Genomic DNA, 17,644 nt, shown 5'->3' on the forward strand with positions numbered 1-17,644 from the left:
ATCATTTGCCTCCAGGTCTGATTTTAATCCAGGGACGACCGCTATCCCATTCAACTTCTACGGGAATATCAAAAGTAGCCAAGATCATTTCTTTGGTTAATACTTCTTCTTTGGGGCCGGAGCCTGCCAGCTTCCCGTCACGGATCAGCGCCACATGGGTAAAGAGCGGCACAATCTCTTCCACATGATGTGTAACGTAAACTACGGATACATCACGCTGCTTCAGCTTGTCGATCTCGGCGAGCATTTTCTCCCGCTCGTAAAGATCAAGGCCAGCGCAGGGTTCATCCATAATCAGCAGCTTCGGCTCGGCCATCAGGCAGCGGGCCAGCATCGCCTTTTTGCGTTCTCCTTGGGACAAGGTGCCAAACGGATGATAGGCCATATCTCCGAGGTTCATCTCTTCAAGCAGCCTTTTCGCCTGATCCTGAACAGATTGTGGAATCGCCTGATAAAATCGCAGATAAGCATAAGCACCGGTAGCTACCACTTCCCACACGGGGTCGGTGAGCGACAGCTTTTCCATCAGTGACGGGCCGATATAGCCGATTTCCTTGCGCACTTCACGCAGATCGCACTGGCCGTATTTATAGCCCAGAACCTCAACGGATCCGCTGCTTGGAAACAAATAACCAGTCATCATCTCCAGAATCGTTGTTTTACCGGAACCGTTCCGTCCAAGAATAACCCAGTTTTCGCCTTGCTTCATTTCCAGCGACACATCGTCAAGAATCTGGCTTTGCTCCCGTCTAAGGGTAAGATGTTGTAAAGATATCATTTATGAGGTCACTCTCCTTATGTATTCCAGCACTTGTTCTACAGAACCCATTGCATAATGAATCTCCGGTTCAGAGCAGCGGTCCGCCGGGACCACCAGCAGTGCAGGGACACTTGAAATACGGTAGAGGTTCACGAGCTCCGGAAGCATGTTCACATTCCCGCCAGCCATTATCAAATCTTGGGGCAGCAGATGAGCCGCTACCTCCAGCATCCGCCGGGCAGCCTTACAGGTCCCGCAAAGCGGGGTATACAGAAAAACAGCAAGCGGTTCACGCCTCTGCTCCAGCAAACCCAGCAGCTCGGATTGATTCATTTCAGTAATTTCAGTCATATGCATCCCGCTCCTGCAGCAATTTCCATTAGCTTCTCAGCTGTGATCGGTCCATAATGCAGTACGCTTCCCTCAGGTCTTGCAGCATACAACAGCTCATACATTTCTTTGCGGCCAGCTGCACTTGAGGTATGCAGATAGATCTCCCGGGGATACAAGCCTTCCAGCACGATTCGTCTGGCCACTTCAGCCCCGTTGTAATCTTCCGGCCCCATATCATAATCCAGCGACAGGATACCGACCTCGCATTCACGCAAGAGCAGCAGACATTCTTCCGTTGTCCGGGCCAGTGTGAAGCCGGAAGGCAGCTTTCTTAGATCATCCATATAAATATTTATCACGGTCTGTCCTCCGCTTCATACCAGGCCAGCACGGCAGCAATCTCCTGGCGGTGGGTGCCGTCCGGCCCCTTTCCGGTTTCCAAGGCAACTGCCATGTGACGGAAATGCTCTGAGGTCAGCAGCTTCCGCAGATTCTCTGCACCAATATGGCCTTGTCCGATCGGCGCGTGCCTGTCCCGGCGCAGCCCATAGGGATAAAGGGAATCATTCAGATGTACGGCAACGAGATGCGGCCAGTAATTCAGCGCAGCCCCCCGTTCCAGCAGTTCCTCCGTATGCTGCGGATTCCAGATCCCCGATGCAAAAGCATGACAGGTATCAAAACAAAATCCGATCTTCTCCGGAAAGCGGCTAAGCTCGCGTACCTTAACCAGCTCTTCCAGCGTCATGCCTTCATTGCCATGATTCCCGGCCTGATTCTCAATCAGCAGTTTGGTCCGGCCATTCCAGGCGACCAGTGTGTCATTCATACATTGTATAATATTTTGATAGCCTTGTAACGGCTCTATTCCGGCAAAATGTCCGAAATGCACGACTATCCCCAGCGAACCGCAGGCCTCCGCGATTTCCAGATCATTCAGCAGCGACGCCACCATGATCTCTCGGGAAGCCGCACCATTGGTACCGGCCGCCATATTCGTCGGGTAAGGAGTATGCGCGATAGACACGATTCCCTTCTCCCTGCAGAAGGCAGCGCAGTCCTCGGCATCCCGCCTGTCCACCGGCTTCAGCTTCAGACTGCGCGGATTCTTCGGAAAATATTGAAAACATGCCGCACCGCTCTCCCAGGCGAACCGGGCCGCACGCCCGTATCCGCCGCGAATGCTGACATGAGCCCCGATTTTGGGGCTATTCTTCATGCTGGCAATCCGGGCAATAGAACACTTTACGCCCGGATTGCTCCGTCTTAATTATCGTTCCCCCGCCGCGCAGGCATGGTTCGCCTTCCCGGTCATATACCTTGCACTGGTCATTGTAAGAGCCGGTAACTGTATCGCCGGCCATAAACGGCATCTCCATATAGCCGCCGATTTCCGTTGCCTCCGTCAGTACCTTGCGGATACTGTCATACAAGCGTGTAATCGCCTCGGGTGATAGATTCTGAACCAATACCGAGGGCAGCAGCCTTGCCTCAAAAGCAATTTCATCGGCGTAGCAGTTGCCGATGCCGGCCATAACCTGCTGGTTTACGAGCAGGCTCTTAAGTGCGCCGCGGCGTCCCTTCAGCAGTCCTGCGAAACGCTCCGCAGTCATTCTGCGGTCCAGAAGCTCAGGACCCAGCTTGCCCATTGCCGCTTCGCTTTCCTTAACCGACAACAGATGAAGGTATCCGAGCCGCAGACCCATAAAGTATAGGATGTGCTCGCCGAAGGCCAATTCCACCTGTGTACTGCGATCCGGACGTTCTTCCTCTGTTCCATAGTAAAGCAATCCGCCGAGCATTAAATGCAGCAGCAGCCTGCGGCCATCGTGAAGGTGGAACAGAATATGCTTGGCACGGCGTTCTACAAACACAATGCGCGCACCTACCAGTGCGTTGACAAAGGCTTCAGTGTCCATATTTATTGTTTTTTCTCTATTCACAGTTACACCCGTAATTGGAACATTTATAAGATGCTGGCTTAGCAGCTTTCGGTAATTCTCCATTTCCGGCAGTTCCGGCATATTCACATCGTCCCTTCTAGGTTGGTAAAGCAATCACAACATTGACATTATACACCGAGCCTTGCCATAAGTTCAGCTAAATCAGCATAAATTTCATCTGGTGTTACGCCTGTTATTTGTTGATAATGTTCAAAATTGTCCGCTGTAGTCAGGCCGGTAAGCACCAATATCGTCCGGCAGCCGGCTTTTACCCCGGCCGAAATGTCAGTCCGCATATTATCCCCGACAACTACAGCCGTCTCTGGTTTAATTCCCAGCAGTGCAGTTGCATAGGTGACCAGGTGCGATTCCGGTTTGCCGATGACTACGGGGGACACACCGCTTGCGGCTTCAATCGCCGCCCCCAGTGATCCCGCTCCCGGCATGACCCCATCATCGGAAGGCAGCATCAAATCCGGGTTCGTCAGCACAAATTTCGCACCTTCCTGAATCCAGCGGGAAGCCTGCGCCAGTGAATCATATGTAAAAGAGCGGTAAATCCCTTGCACCACATACTCCGGTTTCTCCGTCACAATTAACAATCCTGCAGCTGTACAAGCTTCAATCAATCCCTCTTCCCCAAGTATCGCCACCCTTGCCTTTGGTGATTCCTCGGCAACATAACGTGCTGCAGCCATTGAGGAAGTGCAGACCTCTTCCGCCTTGGCTTCAATGCCCATCCCGTTCAGATGTGCGGCGACAGCCGCCGCTGTCCGTGACGAATTGTTTGTTACAAACAGAAAGGGGATTCCCGCTGAGCGCAGTCCTGCTATCAGTCTGTCAGCGCCGGGAATCATCACGCCTCCGTGAAATAATGTCCCGTCAAGATCAATCAGCAAACCTCCGATATCTTTCATACCGCTCCCTCCATCCCCAGAATATTAATTAATGCAATTAATAAATCACTCAATTAATTAACATTAAATGAACCGCAGCAATAGCAGACAAACCCGCAACTGTTCGGCATTTTCTCTATTGCTTCGTGCTGTTTTAACGAGTCTAATCTTTAAAATTTAACATACATCGTCGAACGATAGCGAACCGCTGTCCTGTTGGTCTTTTTATGGCAGTACAGTGTCATTTCCTGCGCTTTCCCGGAAAATAATTTAATTCCCCGGGCCATTTCCCGCTGGCTTCAGGGAGTTTCGCCGATACACCGGAAAGGTGCAGAACTCTTCTGCGAGCAGTGTATTCGGGAAGATCGCCTGCGCCTCTTCCAGCAGTGGAGCAAGCTCTTCCTGCGAAATATAACGTGAGCTGAAGTGTGTCAGTAACAGTTCCCGTCCTTCCGCTTCATGGGCAAGCATAGCCGCCTGCCGGGCAGTGCTGTGATGATATTGATAGGCCATATCCGCCAGTTCATGGGCGAAGGTTGCCTCATGGACGATAAGATCAGCACCCTGTGCCAGCGGCAGACTTCCCTTACAAGGCCGTGTGTCGCCCAGAATAGTCACGATGCGTCCTTTTTTCGGCTCGTTGACCACATCTGCAGCGCGAATGAGCGTCCCTTCATCGGTAACGACATCTTCACCTTTCTTCAGCTTGCCGTAAAGCGGCCCCGGCTTCAACCCATAGCTTCGAAGCAGTTCTGTATTGAGACTTCCCGGACTGTCTTTCTCTGTTACCCTGTAACCATAGCTGTCAATCCGGTGCTCCAGCAGGCCAGCCTCCACCTTAAAGCTGTCGTCTTCAAACACGAGACCTCCGGTATGCTCTACAATATCAAGCTTATATGGAATACGGGACTGGCTGACGGATAATGAAATGTCCAGAAAAGCCTTCAGGCCCGGTGGACCATATACAGTTAGCGGAGCAGTTCCACCCTGATATCCGCGGCTCGACAGCAGACCCGGTAAGCCAAACAGGTGATCACCGTGCAGATGGGTAATAAACAGCTTCTCCAGCTTACCCAGCCGCAGTGGAGAACGCAAGACCTGGTGCTGAGTGGCTTCTCCACAGTCAAACATCCAGAAACTGCGCCGTTCCTCAAGCAGTCTTAGGGCAATTGAGGTAACATTGCGCTGTAGGGTCGGCACACCTGCATTAGTGCCCAGAAAATAAACCTCCATAATAATCCTCCTCTCTTTTTTCTGTAAAGACAAAAACATCTTCCTTACACCTATGAAATGCATTCTACCTCTTTTACGAAATGAAATCATCTTTCTCTGCATTTCTTCCGCTCCAGCTTCGTTCCCAGCAAAAAACCTCCCGATTACGGGAGGTTCCGCTTAGTAGGATTTCCACCTTCAGACAAGTCCATGGGGATTGGGAAGCTTACAGCTTCTCTACGTTGAAATACTGCGCTTCTGGATGGGCGAAGACCATCGCTGATACTGACGCCTCCGGCTCCATCATGAAGCCTTCGGTAAGATGGACACCGATATCCTCAGGCATAAGCAGCTTGAACAGCGGCCCTTGATCCTCCAGATCCGGGCAGGCCGGATATCCGAAGGAAACGCGGATCCCCTGGTACCGCGCACCATGTCTCTGCTTCATCGTCATATCTGCAGGATCCGGGAAGCCCCAGGTATCCCGCATCATGTGATGAACACGCTCAGCAAGCCCTTCAGCAACCTCAAGCGCCACTGCCTGCAAAGCATGGGAACGGAGGTAATCCCCCTTCTCTTTCAGTTCAGTCGACAATTCACGGACACCGTGACCGGCGGTAACGACCAGGAACCCGACATAATCCATAATTCCGCTCTCCACTGGCTTCAGGAAGTCGGCAAGACAGAGAAACGGCTCGACATTCTGCCGCGGGAAAGTAAAGGTATGCAGAACCTCTGCAGTGTTCTGCGGGTTATAGATCAGTATATCGTTACCCTGGGACTGTGCCGGGAAAAATTGATACATGGCATGAGGCTTAATGGTGCCCTCCAGCATCGCGTGATGCAGGATGTCATCCACTGTCTCCTTCAATTCCACGGTGCGGGCATCCCCGGCGGCAAGCTGTGCTTCCACCGAACCGCGTAATCCCAGGTGATGGCCCAGCAGCATCTGCATATTCACATATGGAATGATATGACCTAGCGGATAGCCGCGCAGCACATGGCGCTCTACGTCCGGCGGAATGAATACAGGTGCATCTGCTGAAATCTTGGACCGGACGGCCCGGGTCAGCACCGGAAGCTCCTGCTGCGGTGCCACCGCAACCGCCGCCTCCGCTTCAAGGCGGACCTCTTCTTCAATCTTGGCCCGCTCCAGCGGATTCATCAGCCGGTTAGCGATATCCAGACCATCCATCGCATCTTTAGCGTACAGTACCAGGCCGTCATATTCAGGCCGGATACGATTTTTAGTGAATTTACGGGTCAACGCGGCACCGCCTACCATGATCGGCACATCAATACCTGCTGAGCGCAAATCCTGGGCAGTCAGGACCATCTGCTGCGCCGACTTGACGAGCAGGCCGGACAGGCCGATCGCATCGGCCTTCTCCCGGCGGAAAGCTTCAATGATATTTTCAGGTGGTACTTTTATACCCAGATTAACGATCTGGTAACCATTGTTGGAGAGAATGATCTCCACAAGGTTCTTACCGATATCATGGACATCCCCTTTGACGGTGGCCAGCATAATCTTGCCTTTCACCGATGTCTCGTCCTTCTGCATAAACTGCTCCAGATGGCCGACAGAAGCCTTCATCACTTCAGCGCTTTGCAGCACTTCAGCGACAATCAGCTCATTGTTGTTAAATAACCGGCCCACCTCGGACATTCCAGCCATAAGCGGCCCGTTGATGATTTCCAGCGGACCACTTTTGGTCAGCGCTTCGTTAAGGTCAGGTATCAGCCCTTCCTTCGTTCCTTCAACCACATAGGATGCGAGCCGTTCCTCCAGCGAAAGATTGGAGATCTTCTCTTTCTTCTCAACCTTTTTCTCACGGAACGCAGCAACGAAGGCAGACAGAGTCTCATCATTCGTATTGTAAATCAGCTGCTCAGCCAGATGGCGCTCTTCTTCCGGGATGGAAGCATAACGCTCTACCTTCTCCGTGTTCACGATGGCATAGTCCAGTCCGGCCTTCGTGCATTCATACAGGAAGACCGAGTTCAGCACCTCGCGGCCCGCTTCCGGCAGTCCAAAGGAAACGTTACTGATCCCCAGTATCGTATGCACGGAAGGCAGGGCTTCCTTAATCATGCGGATACCGTCGATGGTCTCCTTAGCAGAGCCGATATACTGCTCATCCCCTGTACCAACAGGGAACACGAGTGTATCAAATATCAGGTCCTCTGCCGCCAGCCCATATTTGTTCACCAGCAGATCATAGGAGCGTTTGGCAACCTCCAGCTTGTCTTCCGCTTTAATGGCCTGTCCGGATTCATCAATCGTGCCTACGACAATCGCAGCCCCGTATTTATGAATCAGCGGTGTAACCAGTTCGAATTTTTCTTCACCATCTTCAAGGTTAATGGAGTTAATAATCGCTTTACCCTGGCAATATTGCAGCGCCAGATCAATAACCTTGGGATCGGTTGTATCGATCATCAATGGAACCTTCACCTTTTTGACTACCAGCTCCAGAAACAGCTTGATGTCCTCGATCTCATCGCGGTCCGGATCCTGTACGCAGACGTCAATGACCTGAGCTCCACTCTTGACCTGTGCCCGGGCAATCTCCGAGGCTTCCTCGTATTTCCCTTCCACGATCAGCCGCTTGAATTTCCGCGAGCCGAGTACATTCGTACGCTCACCTACCATATAAGGACGGTTGTCACTCTCAACGTAAACAGGCTCAATGCCTGACAATGCCGGCGGATGACTTCCCTCCAGCTGGCGCGGCGGATAAGCCGCTAGTGTCTCTGCCATCGCCCGGATATGATCCGGTGTCGTTCCGCAGCACCCGCCGGCAATATTCAGCCAGCCCTTCTCGGCAAAACCTGCCAGCTTGCGGGCAAGCGAATCCGGTGACTCATGATAGTTCCCGTTCTCATCCGGTAACCCGGCATTGGGATAGCAGCTAACTGCTGCCGAAGAAATTGCCGAGAGCGACCGGATATGATCGCGCATAAACTCGGGTCCGGTTGCACAGTTCAGCCCGATGGAGATCGGCTTCAGATGCTCCAGCGAGATATAGAACGCCTCAATATTCTGTCCAGCGAGCGTCGTGCCCATCGGTTCGATAGTACCCGAGATCATGACTGGCAAAGTGATGCCTGCCTTCTCAAAGGCGTTGCGGATGCCGATGCTTCCGGCTTTCACATTCAAAGTATCCTGGGAAGTTTCCAGCAGCAGGGCATCCACTTTGCCGTCAATCAGCGCTATAGCCTGCTCCTCGTAGCTATCCACCAGCTCTTGGAATGTTACGCCTCCGGTGACCGAAAGCGTTTTTGTTGTCGGGCCCATTGCCCCGATTACGTAACGCGGGTGATCGGGCGTCTCAATCTTGTCAACAGCATTTCTGGCCAGCCTCGCAGCTTCCAGGTTAATCTCCCGGGCCCGCTGAGGGATATCGTATTCGGCAAGCACAACCGAGGTTGCGCCGAAGGTATTCGTCTCGATCAGATCTGCGCCTGCTTCAAGATATTGTTCATGAATAGTCTGTATAACCTCCGGACGGGTGAGCACAAGCATCTCATTACAGCCATCCAGCTCATCCCCGCCAAAATCTTCACCGGTAAGTGGCACCTGTTGAATCATCGTGCCCATTGCTCCGTCTAAAATCAGTATCCGCTGCTGCAAGCTTTCAGCAAGTGTGTATTTAGCCACTTCATATCCCCCCAGTAAAACATTAGAGTAAGTTTAGCAGAATAAAGCGGAATCGAAAAGCCTTCCTTTCCACTCTGCATAATAGTTTTTCTTTATAGCCAGCCTCTATCTCTATTTCATTATGGCTGCACTGTAATTTCTTTAGTCGGCATAGAGTGCTGTGTTCTAGCTGTTACATGCGAAGTCACATCATAGTTGCCTTCCTTCATCAGGATCGCCTCAGCTTTATATGTACCGTTGCCGGAGAGCTTGCCTTCAAGCTCCTGCTTGTCTTCTTCATTATTTTTATTCACAATCTCAAAAAGCACCGCCTTCGCATCATCCACAGCTTCACTGCCCTGGGTAACCACAGCCTCGAAAACTACCTTTTGATTTACCGACACGTCCCCCGGATTCCAGCTCAGCTCGACGTGAATCGGTTCCATAGAGTGCTCTGATCCGTCATGCATATGGCTTGATTCTCCATTATTACCTGAACAGCTTACAATCATTGACATCGCCGCAATCGTAAAAAGAGCAATCAGCTTCTTGGGTTTCATCATCCGGAGTCCTCCCGACCAGGGTAGAATTTATAATGATATTTCCAGCTTGCGGTTGCATTCTTTTACTATTATACACAACATATTCGCAATTTTAGAAGATTGCTTAAACTTTCACGCCTTTTTCGTGAAGTTAGTCATATACAGATGGATTCTCTCCCTATAATAATTGACCAACCTCTTGCTTTGAGCGCAAAAAAGCCAGCATCCCATTAGGGGATACCGGCTTTACAAAGGTTACACTATAGCGATTGTACCAGGGGGAGGAGCTCAGAGAGATGGCCGATTCTATAATCCGGCTGAATCTCAGGATTTGGTAATTTGTCAGTACGGTTAATCCAGACAGTAGTCAAGCCAGCGGCCAAGCCGCCCTTAATATCCGTCGTGAGTTTGTCGCCGACCATCATCCCTTGTTCAGGGGTTACATCTAGCAGCGAAAGAGCATGCAGGAAGATATCCTTGTCCGGCTTTCCTTTGCCAAAGCTGCCTGAGATGACTACATGATCAAAATAGGGGATAAGCTCAGGCACTCCGTCGAGCTTCTCCTGCTGCAGTGACGGGCAACCATTCGTGAGCAGCAGCAGCTTCACTTTACCACGGAGCGCATCAAGCACCTGTAACGTCTCTTCATACATGTAAGGCAGGCTACGGCGCTCGGCAGCAAACCTGTCTGCCAGCGTTTCGGCAAGCACCTCATCTTCGACACCGAGGGAGGCCAGACCACGCCGCCACGACTCTTTACGGTATACAGGAGCCAACTGTTGGAGCTTACGGAACTCCGGTTGTTCTCCAGCTGAGAAATTGGACCAAAGTGCTTCATAAGGATTAATCCCGATCATCTTTGTGAAAGGGAACGTCTCATAAGTCTCATAAAGATTCCTGGCTTCCCTGCGAACGGCAACTTCAAGCTCTTTAGGATCAATGGAGTCACCTGCAGCTTCACATGCATTGCGGAAGGCTTCTTCAACACTCCGTTCATCCCAGAGCAATGTATCGTCAAGATCAAATAGTACGGCGGTAATTGGCATTAGATTTCTCCCTCTCCCTATGCTGTTATATCTTCCTACTCGTGTACTACTTCGATGTTATTGGCTTTGCCGAACTCCTCCAGGCGTACACCCATGGCCTCAGTGTTATAACGGTTAATCAGCTTGGAGAAAATCCACTGTTTGCGCTTGCCCTTATATTTAAGCACAACCACTCCACGGGACAATGTGATCTTCTCAATATCTCCCGCCTGCAGCCAGCGTTCACGGTTATACTTAATCGTAGACACTCTGTTGCGCTCAACCTTCAGATACGGACGCCGGAAGAATAGAAGTGCCGCCAGCGCAAAGTAAAGAACGACGCCCAGCCAATTGGCAAGGATGCCGCTGCCTCTGGCCTCGTCGATCGAGCCTACCACCCAGAACATAATTCCAAGCAGCATTAGAACAACTGGAAATGCAATGTTACGGCCCTTAAAGATATCACTGTTTTTCGCAGCTGATTTTGACGAAGAAGCATAAATGGAATCCTTGCCCTGCTTCTTTCTTTGCTTGTTAACCTGCTGTGTGTTGCGTTGAACCATTCTTTCCCAAGAACGGGCCATGTCAGTTCCCCCTAGTCATCCTGTAATATCTATGAAAAAGACACACTGGACTAATGTTTGAGTCCCTTGTTGCCTTGTTCATGCTCATCATTATCCACGATTTCAATGGTGTCGAGCTGGGCCCGGAAGTTGCTGCGGATGTTGCCCAGATAAATCTCACGGAGCTTGGCCCGTTCAGCCAATTCCTCTTCACTCAGGCCGCCATTCTTCTGTTTGCGTGCCAGTTCATTGATGCGTGCGACCAATTCGTCAATATTCAATGCTTTCCCCTCCCCTATAAATTCATTCTAACTTTGCCATGAGAAAAAGAGCTTGTCAAGGTCTACCCCCTGAAAGCTCTTTACGTCAGTCTATACTGCTTATGATGAAGTTAATACACAGGCAATGTCAGTATATCTCCGGCCTGAATGTTCCCGTTCTTCAAACCGCTTGTTTTTTTAATTCCTTCTATATATACGACCGTCTTCATACCCGCTGGTTTGTTCTTAAGGGCGATACTCCAGAGCGTGTCTCCGCGTTCAACTACTACCCGCTTTTCCTGCTTCACTAATGATGCTGAACTTGCAAAAACATTACCAACAACTGTAAATCCGGATACAACAAGCATAAAGACCAGCACAAGCTTCACGAGATATTCTTTACGGCATAATCCTAAGATCGCTGCAAATAAAGCGGCGGCGGATTGTTTCATTTCATTCATATGATTAGAAGCAGATTGTCCTCTAGTAGATTCAACTTCACCGGCCTCTTCGTAGATGCTGCGGTATGTACTGTATTTTAACATTGTTATCGTCCTCCAAACACTCGTTCTTACTTTCGGAAATAATATAACACGAACATGTGTTTTGATCAATAGATTTTTTAGAACAATTGTTCGCTTTTTTTCCGTATCCATAAATGTGCCAGTTTCCAGCACCGGCTTTGCCTTTTCCCGCCATTTCCAAGCCGTTATTAGATACTAATATGGTAAAAAGCTACTATTTCCACTACTAATCTCAGATTGTTAGAACTTATGTTTGTACGAACGGAAGTTCTATGTTATAATTTTCCCAAACATACTATATGGGGTTGATTCCGATGTCAAAGATTTCGAGTCGTCAACTGGCGATCCTGGAATTTATACGTAACGAAGTCCGTAGCAAGGGTTATCCTCCGTCCGTCCGGGAAATCGGTGAAGCTGTAGGCTTGGCCTCAAGCTCCACAGTGCACGGCCATCTGGACCGGCTTGAGAAGAAAGGCCTTATCCGCCGCGACCCTACGAAACCGCGTGCAATTGAGCTGCTCGGCCAGGAAGATTCCGAGAATGTACATCAATTCGTACAGACGGTTACCCGTATTCCTGTCGTAGGTAAGGTCACCGCCGGGGTGCCGATTACCGCAACGGAGAATATCGAAGATTACTTCCCACTACCTTCCCACTATGTGGGGGACAACAAGGTATTTATGCTCTCCGTTCTCGGTGACAGCATGGTGGAAGCAGGCATTATGAATGGTGACTACGTAATCGTCCGCCAGCAGCAGACTGCTGACAATGGCGATATCGTCGTTGCCATGACTGAAGAAGACGAAGCTACCGTCAAGACATTCTACAAAGAACGTGACCACATTCGTCTACAGCCGGAGAATCCGGCTTATGAACCCCTCCGTCTTAACCGCGTTACGATTTTGGGACGAGTTATCGGTCTCTTCCGCGATATCCATTAATATTTTTGTTCATATTTAAGGGCTGCTTCGCTTTTTCAAGTGAAGCAGCCCTTTCCCCTTTTCAAATGGTCATTTTACTCATTGCGAACATTTGTTCTATTTATCTCATATAACATTTCCTTTGAACAGCAACAGCACTCCGCACATATTCTGATATCAAAGGAGTGCTGAACCTATGCCTAATTATCGGATTATTGTTGATCTGTCGCAGCGCATGCTATATTTGCTTGACAATAACATCGTTACCCGAGGGTTCCCTGTCGGTATTGGCACCATGCTTACCGTTTCACCGGCGGGAGAATACACTATCATTAACAAACAGCCCAAGCCTGGCGGACCCTTCGGTGCATTCTGGATGGGTCTATCCAAACCACATTACGGCATTCATGGAACGAATGACCCTTCTTCCATCGGACATATGGTCTCCCATGGCTGTATCCGCATGTACAATGAGGATGTGCTGGCCCTTGCAGCAATCGTGCCTATTGGAACACGGGTTACAATAAGGGAGTAACAGTATGGTGGTCAGACAAAAAGCAAAAACACCCAAAGGATCACAAAAAAATGATCGAGGGTGTTTTTCATTGTGCTTAATATTGGTCCTTCCTGTCTGCTGATTCATACCGGTCGCGTATTTCACGATTTTTAGCATATATGTACAAATCCAAGGCTATTATTCCTCTCCGGGCAAGTTTAACCAACAGTACGAATGCGTAAATACAAGCTACAACCGATATGAGCCACATCAATACGCTAAATACGCCAATTCCATTAATGAAAAAATTCCCTCGATGCACAGACAACTTTCACTCACTCCCCTCTATTCTTGAATATGAAAATACCCCACCGTTCTGGCAGGGTACAGTTATTTCGTCATCATACTGTTGTATGGAACAAATTGTATATGATCTTTATTTCAACAGCTTCGGCTTAGGCTCTATCGGAAAGGCTGGTTTGTTGTGTTTCGGCAGCCTCATCAGAAGAACCATGTCCAGGTCCCAGCAAATTCAGCACAATCACACCAATGACGATTAAGGTTATTCCTATTACGCTGCCTGTATTTATTTTTTCTTTCCAGATCAGTACTGAGATCAGAACTGTAGCTACCGCTCCGATTCCAGACCAAATTGCATAGGCCGTATTTAATGGAATAGTCTTCAATGACAACGACAAAAAGAAGAACGAGCAAATGAAACTAATCAGCATTACGATTACAGGGATTATTTTGGTGAATCCTTGCGATGCTTTGAGCATCGAAGTTCCTACAAGTTCGCTGGCAATGGATATCGCCAAAAACAGATACGGCACTTACTTCTCCTCCTTTACTCCGTCCATCAATTCTTTGTAAATGCGTTCTTTTAACTCCAGATCTGGCGGTGCCAGTCCAAACTTTTCCGCAAACCAGAGTCCGTCGGTCGCCAGTCGGGCAATGGTTGCCCACAGTGGATCCACACCGTCATTTTCAAAATTATGTTGCCATTCAGCATATTTCTCCTGCATGTTTGTCAACAAGCCGGGATTCGTAAATAAAGCTGCTGCCAGCACCGAGTTCATGTCACTGCCTTCTCCAAAACCATAAAAAGTAGATTCAATGTATGCCCTGCTCCATTTACCAGCTTGTTGCTGGTCATGCTCTACACGGCTCTGAACATCTTCCGTAAAGTTTCGGGTCAGCTCATCCACCATACCGGAAACCAGTTGCTCCTTGTTAGGAAAGTGATACAGTAAACCGCCTTTGCTAACGTTAGCCGCTTTGGCCACAGCTTCCAGAGTTAAGTGTTCCACCCCTTGATCACGAACAATGGAGGAGGCCGCTTGCAAAATCATTTTTTTCTTGGAGCTGTTGTTATGTATAGTCACCTTATCACCCCGATTTCAACTGTACCGTCTGGACGGTTTTTTGTCAAACCAATATAAGTATAAATAACCTGGCTTTTCCGCAAGCAGAAAATAAAATAAAGAGAATACGCCATACGCTTGCAATGCCCACAAAACGGGTAATAAATACCATATATAGTTTGAAGATCACTTATGTAAGGTGAATGAATGGGCTATCCTAAAGTTATACAGGAATTCACCCTTACAGGCGGGAGGAAAAAGATGAAAAAGAACAAACCATTCTATAAAATCTGGTGGTTCTGGGTGGTTTTAATAGCCGCCGGCATCATAGGGTTGGTAACCACCGGGAACGAGGACAAGTCAGATGATCCTACTGCTTCGATTACGGCGCTAGCAACACCGATGGTTACTGCCAAGCCAACCACTGAATCAAGTCCATCTCCAGCAACAGAACCAACGTCTAAGGCTACAGCAGAACCTACAACTGCCCCACCCCCTTCACCCTCAGCCGAACGAACTGTCAACCCCACTCAAGCAACGTCTGCTGATCAAGTACCTTTATCTGCTGATGAGGTGCTGGCTTACACTGCCAATCTTACAGGTAAAACTTTTATAAAAGATGTAAACGTCGGGACAGACAATATAACGGTTACTTTTTTTGAGACCTACCAAGCATATAAAGAAGCGAACCCAACCTCCGGCATTACAAAAGAAGATTACATCGATTACTTTTCTACAGGCGACCAAATAAACAAACTGCTTATGGAAGAAACAAGCCGATTATTCGCGCAATTCCCCGGAGCTGCTTCGATTGACATGGTGATTCCATACGATGGGAAAATCTATTCCGTAGCTCTCACGCAAGGAGAAATCGAGCGATTTTATAACGTGGACTTCAGTACACTGGCTTCCAATGAAATATGGAGAGAGAAAGTTAGCAAGCCACACTTCAACAAAAGAGAACGGCAACAATTCGTTGAGCAGTTCGTCCAAGTAAATTAACAAGGAGTTTGTGATGTACACCGATTAATTGTATAATCTACTAAATATTAACTAGGAGTGATCGCAATGAGTAAACTCACGCGTTCAGATAAAGCTATCGTTTCCTTTTTACTTGGATTCGCCTCCCTGTTCATTATTGCGTTCTTCGTAATTCGATATATTGTGCAAAATGTTTCATTTGCTCCATAAAATCCATATTTACTTGCGGCACTTGTCTGGGAAAAACTTAAACCATAGACATCAATACCCCGTCATTATAATCACTGACGGGGTATTGTTCGTCAAAGGATGGTGAACTATTTTCTCAATGATCAATTGATAGTTTTGCACACCCAGTGGTGCTGTTTCTACAAACAATTCTCCAAGTGTTATATTATTATCAAAAACATTAGTTACCAGACACCAATTAAGGCCATCAATCCCACCCTATGTTTCTGCCATTTCATCATCTCCTACCAGATCTGCTTTATACTTTTCTTGGGAGATGTTAATGCGTAGATTAATAACACCCGGCTAAACATTTTTTTAGTTATCGCGCTAAGTAAACTGACAGGATCGGAGTAAAAATAATGAATAACATATTAATAGTTGAGGATGATATCGCCTTGAGCGATGGTATTGTCATTGCACTCAAAGGGCCACATATAACCATCATGCAAAAGCATGACATTACCTCTGCAAAAGAACAATTAAAAACTACTGCCTTTGATTTAGTAATTCTAGATGTTAATTTGCCGGATGGAAGCGGGCTGGATCTTTTAACTTACATACGCAAATCAACAACGATGCCAGTCATCGTTCTAACTGTTCATGATCTGGAAACGGATATTGTCACTGGCTTTGAGCTGGGTGCCGATGATTATATCACTAAGCCTTTTAGTCTTATGGTATTAAGGGCCAGAGTAGGAGTTCAACTAAAAAAAGCCAGACACCCGCACCCCGACACCATTCAAGTTGACGATTTCTACTTTTCATTTGATAAGATGAAATTTTTGAACAATGGTAATCCGGTCGAGCTTAGCAAAACCGAGCAAAGGCTACTTCGTATCTTGATTGACAATCGGGGGATTACCGTTTCCCGCGATCGTCTGGTGGACAGCATCTGGACAGATGGAGCTGAATATGTAGGTGAAAATGCCCTGTCTGTGACGATAAAAAGGCTGCGTGATAAACTCGAAGAGAACCCCTCCGCTCCTTGTTATATCAAAACCGTCTATGGGATCGGTTATACATGGGCTATAAAATGACAATCTTGAACTATATATGTATTGGAATTGCCGTTACTGCACTTATATCAGCAGCTGCTGCGATTATGCTATACCGCAAAAACATCGACAAAACAATAAAAACATTTGAGAATATGATTGATACTGCGATTGACGGCAATTTTTCAGAGAAGGTTTTTGACGAATCCGTTATATCTGCGTTAGAAGCAAAGCTCGCCCATTTTCTAGCGCTTTGTTCTGTATCTTCTAAAAATTTACTTGCGGAAAAGAATAAAATAAGCGAACTCATATCCGATATTGCGCATCAAACGAAAACACCTATCTCGAATATCTTACTATATTCTCAAATTCTCAGTGAATACGAATTACCTCAAGATGGTTCTACTTGTGTAAAGGCCCTGTCAACACAAGCTGAGAAGCTTCATTTCCTGATCCACGCCTTGATGAAGACATCACGCCTGGAAACGGGGATTATCAAGCTAATCCCAAAGCAAGGCTCCGTCCAAGAGCTGATGGATGCTGCGTTGGAGCAAATTATGCCAAAGGCGAACGGTAAAGAAATCACGGTTGTTAGAAAATGTACAGCAGCGCTGGCTTGGTTCGATCTAAAATGGACGGTCGAAGCTGTCTACAATATCTTGGATAATGCTGTGAAGTATACAAAAACCAACGGAAGCATTGCCATTAGTGTAGATGTTTTTGAATTATTTTGCCGAATTAATATTACCGATAATGGTATAGGCATTGCGGAAGAGGAGCAGGGTAAAATATTCACGCGTTTTTATCGCTCTCCTGCTGTTAACACGCAAGAAGGTGTGGGCATTGGCCTCTTTTTGGCAAGGGAAATCATCGCGGCTGAAGGAGGTTATATCAAGGTATCTTCGCATCCGGAAAGAGGATCTACTTTCTCCATTTTTCTTCCTATGGATCAATAA

Annotated in this window: 20 protein-coding genes; 5 read left to right on the forward strand and 15 right to left on the reverse strand. The window is 48.1% G+C overall.

What is annotated here, in order from left to right:
• Position 1: 1 nt before the first annotated feature.
• The 13 genes from ACAN56_RS02295 to ACAN56_RS02355 all read right to left on the reverse strand — a co-directional run bounded on the left by ACAN56_RS02295 (position 2) and on the right by ACAN56_RS02355 (position 11,722).
• Entirely contained in the window at positions 2-778 is a 777-nt protein-coding gene (locus ACAN56_RS02295) for an ABC transporter ATP-binding protein (protein WP_038592948.1), read from the reverse strand.
• Entirely contained in the window at positions 779-1,111 is a 333-nt protein-coding gene (locus tag ACAN56_RS02300; RefSeq protein WP_231578285.1) for a thioredoxin family protein, read from the reverse strand.
• Positions 1,108-1,452, reverse strand: coding sequence for a cyclic-phosphate processing receiver domain-containing protein (locus ACAN56_RS02305; RefSeq protein WP_038592951.1), 345 nt, complete (start codon positions 1,450-1,452; stop codon positions 1,108-1,110). Before ACAN56_RS02305 ends, ACAN56_RS02300 begins: the two co-directional genes overlap by 4 nt.
• Entirely contained in the window at positions 1,449-2,312 is an 864-nt protein-coding gene (locus ACAN56_RS02310) for a deoxyribonuclease IV (protein ID WP_038592953.1), read from the reverse strand. Before ACAN56_RS02310 ends, ACAN56_RS02305 begins: the two co-directional genes overlap by 4 nt.
• Positions 2,302-3,117, reverse strand: coding sequence for an Fpg/Nei family DNA glycosylase (locus ACAN56_RS02315; RefSeq protein ID WP_038592956.1), 816 nt, complete (start codon positions 3,115-3,117; stop codon positions 2,302-2,304). Before ACAN56_RS02315 ends, ACAN56_RS02310 begins: the two co-directional genes overlap by 11 nt.
• A 47-nt stretch (positions 3,118-3,164) precedes the next feature.
• On the reverse strand, positions 3,165-3,953 hold the full coding sequence (locus ACAN56_RS02320; protein WP_038592959.1) for an HAD-IIA family hydrolase: 789 nt from the start codon (positions 3,951-3,953) through the stop codon (positions 3,165-3,167).
• A gap of 249 nt (positions 3,954-4,202) precedes the next feature.
• Complete coding sequence (rnz, locus tag ACAN56_RS02325) at positions 4,203-5,165, reverse strand: ribonuclease Z (protein WP_038592962.1); 963 nt, start codon at positions 5,163-5,165, stop codon at positions 4,203-4,205.
• Between the two features lie 205 nt (positions 5,166-5,370).
• Entirely contained in the window at positions 5,371-8,748 is a 3,378-nt protein-coding gene (gene metH, locus ACAN56_RS02330) for a methionine synthase (protein WP_379140424.1), read from the reverse strand.
• 179 nt (positions 8,749-8,927) lie between these two features.
• The gene (locus ACAN56_RS02335; RefSeq protein WP_379140149.1) at positions 8,928-9,350 is read right to left on the reverse strand and encodes a FixH family protein; all 423 of its coding nucleotides are present in this window, start codon (positions 9,348-9,350) and stop codon (positions 8,928-8,930) included.
• A gap of 239 nt (positions 9,351-9,589) precedes the next feature.
• Positions 9,590-10,375, reverse strand: a complete 786-nt coding sequence (locus ACAN56_RS02340; RefSeq protein WP_379140151.1) for an HAD family hydrolase — start codon at positions 10,373-10,375, stop codon at positions 9,590-9,592.
• Positions 10,376-10,410: 35 nt separating this feature from the next.
• Positions 10,411-10,938, reverse strand: a complete 528-nt coding sequence (locus tag ACAN56_RS02345) for a hypothetical protein (protein ID WP_076109525.1) — start codon at positions 10,936-10,938, stop codon at positions 10,411-10,413.
• Positions 10,939-10,988: 50 nt separating this feature from the next.
• Positions 10,989-11,198 (reverse strand): DUF896 domain-containing protein, encoded by a 210-nt coding sequence (locus ACAN56_RS02350; protein ID WP_038592973.1) that lies wholly within the window; start codon positions 11,196-11,198, stop codon positions 10,989-10,991.
• 110 nt (positions 11,199-11,308) lie between these two features.
• Complete coding sequence (locus ACAN56_RS02355; protein WP_038592976.1) at positions 11,309-11,722, reverse strand: LysM peptidoglycan-binding domain-containing protein; 414 nt, start codon at positions 11,720-11,722, stop codon at positions 11,309-11,311.
• A 293-nt stretch (positions 11,723-12,015) separates the two neighbouring features.
• On the opposite strand from ACAN56_RS02355, the gene lexA reads away from it, so the two are divergent.
• Positions 12,016-12,642, forward strand: a complete 627-nt coding sequence (gene lexA / locus ACAN56_RS02360; RefSeq protein WP_038592979.1) for a transcriptional repressor LexA — start codon at positions 12,016-12,018, stop codon at positions 12,640-12,642.
• A 175-nt stretch (positions 12,643-12,817) separates the two neighbouring features.
• Complete coding sequence (locus tag ACAN56_RS02365) at positions 12,818-13,156, forward strand: L,D-transpeptidase (protein WP_076109523.1); 339 nt, start codon at positions 12,818-12,820, stop codon at positions 13,154-13,156.
• 416 nt (positions 13,157-13,572) lie between these two features.
• Here ACAN56_RS02365 and ACAN56_RS02370 read toward each other — a convergent pair whose 3' ends face one another.
• The gene (locus ACAN56_RS02370; RefSeq protein WP_341093779.1) at positions 13,573-13,950 is read right to left on the reverse strand and encodes a DMT family transporter; all 378 of its coding nucleotides are present in this window, start codon (positions 13,948-13,950) and stop codon (positions 13,573-13,575) included.
• Positions 13,951-14,502 carry a TetR/AcrR family transcriptional regulator gene (locus ACAN56_RS02375; protein ID WP_379140156.1) on the reverse strand — a complete coding sequence of 184 codons (552 nt, stop codon included), beginning with the start codon at positions 14,500-14,502 and terminating at the stop codon, positions 13,951-13,953.
• 240 nt (positions 14,503-14,742) lie between these two features.
• On the opposite strand from ACAN56_RS02375, the gene ACAN56_RS02380 reads away from it, so the two are divergent.
• The 3 genes from ACAN56_RS02380 (at position 14,743) to ACAN56_RS02390 (ending at position 17,644) form a co-directional block, all read left to right on the forward strand.
• Positions 14,743-15,483, forward strand: coding sequence for a hypothetical protein (locus ACAN56_RS02380; protein WP_038592985.1), 741 nt, complete (start codon positions 14,743-14,745; stop codon positions 15,481-15,483).
• A 569-nt stretch (positions 15,484-16,052) separates the two neighbouring features.
• The gene (locus ACAN56_RS02385) at positions 16,053-16,730 is read left to right on the forward strand and encodes a response regulator transcription factor (protein WP_038592987.1); all 678 of its coding nucleotides are present in this window, start codon (positions 16,053-16,055) and stop codon (positions 16,728-16,730) included.
• The gene (locus ACAN56_RS02390) at positions 16,727-17,644 is read left to right on the forward strand and encodes a sensor histidine kinase (RefSeq protein ID WP_379140426.1); all 918 of its coding nucleotides are present in this window, start codon (positions 16,727-16,729) and stop codon (positions 17,642-17,644) included. The genes ACAN56_RS02385 and ACAN56_RS02390 overlap by 4 nt, the downstream gene beginning before the upstream one ends.

The sequence above is a fragment of the Paenibacillus paludis genome, from assembly GCF_042610515.1.
Lineage (GTDB): Bacteria > Bacillota > Bacilli > Paenibacillales > Paenibacillaceae > Paenibacillus_AQ.